Here is a 514-nt window from a genome sequence, read left to right on the forward strand (position 1 = left end):
GATGGAGTCCATATAATTGTGTAAATAGGAAAAGGCATTTTCCATTCCTTATGATAAAATGTTTTCAACGACGATAAACATTTAGGAGGAATGGAAAATGGCCTTACTTAATTTTACTATAGATCTAGACAATTTAAAAGATACAGTTATGAATTCAAATATGGAATCAGTTGTTAAATCAACAATTGTTTTAGTGCTGAATGAGTACATGGAAAAAGAACGTGACGACTATTTGAAAGCAGAATCCTATGAAAGATCTGAGGATCGTGTCGACTACCGTAACGGCTATTACGAAAGGGATTATACGATTAGCGTCGGTCGAATCACGTTAAAGGTACCGCGCACAAGGCAAGGTGAGTTCTCACCTTCTGTTTTTGAACGTTACGCTCGCTGTGAACAAGCTTTAGTATTATCTATGCTCGAGATGGTTGTAAATGGCGTCTCGACTCGCAAGGTTACCAATATTGTGGAACAGCTTTGTGGAGAAAGTATTTCTAAATCATTCGTTTCATCC

Annotated in this window: 1 protein-coding gene; it reads left to right on the forward strand. The window is 37.4% G+C overall.

Going from position 1 to position 514, the window contains the following annotated elements; all coding sequences use genetic code 11:
- Positions 1-97: 97 nt before the first annotated feature.
- Positions 98-514: transposase (locus ACFSFY_RS10915; RefSeq protein WP_381537977.1), on the forward strand; the 417-nt coding region annotated here is incomplete at its 3' end.

The sequence above is a fragment of the Sporosarcina siberiensis genome (assembly GCF_042681925.1).
GTDB lineage: Bacteria > Bacillota > Bacilli > Bacillales_A > Planococcaceae > Sporosarcina > Sporosarcina siberiensis.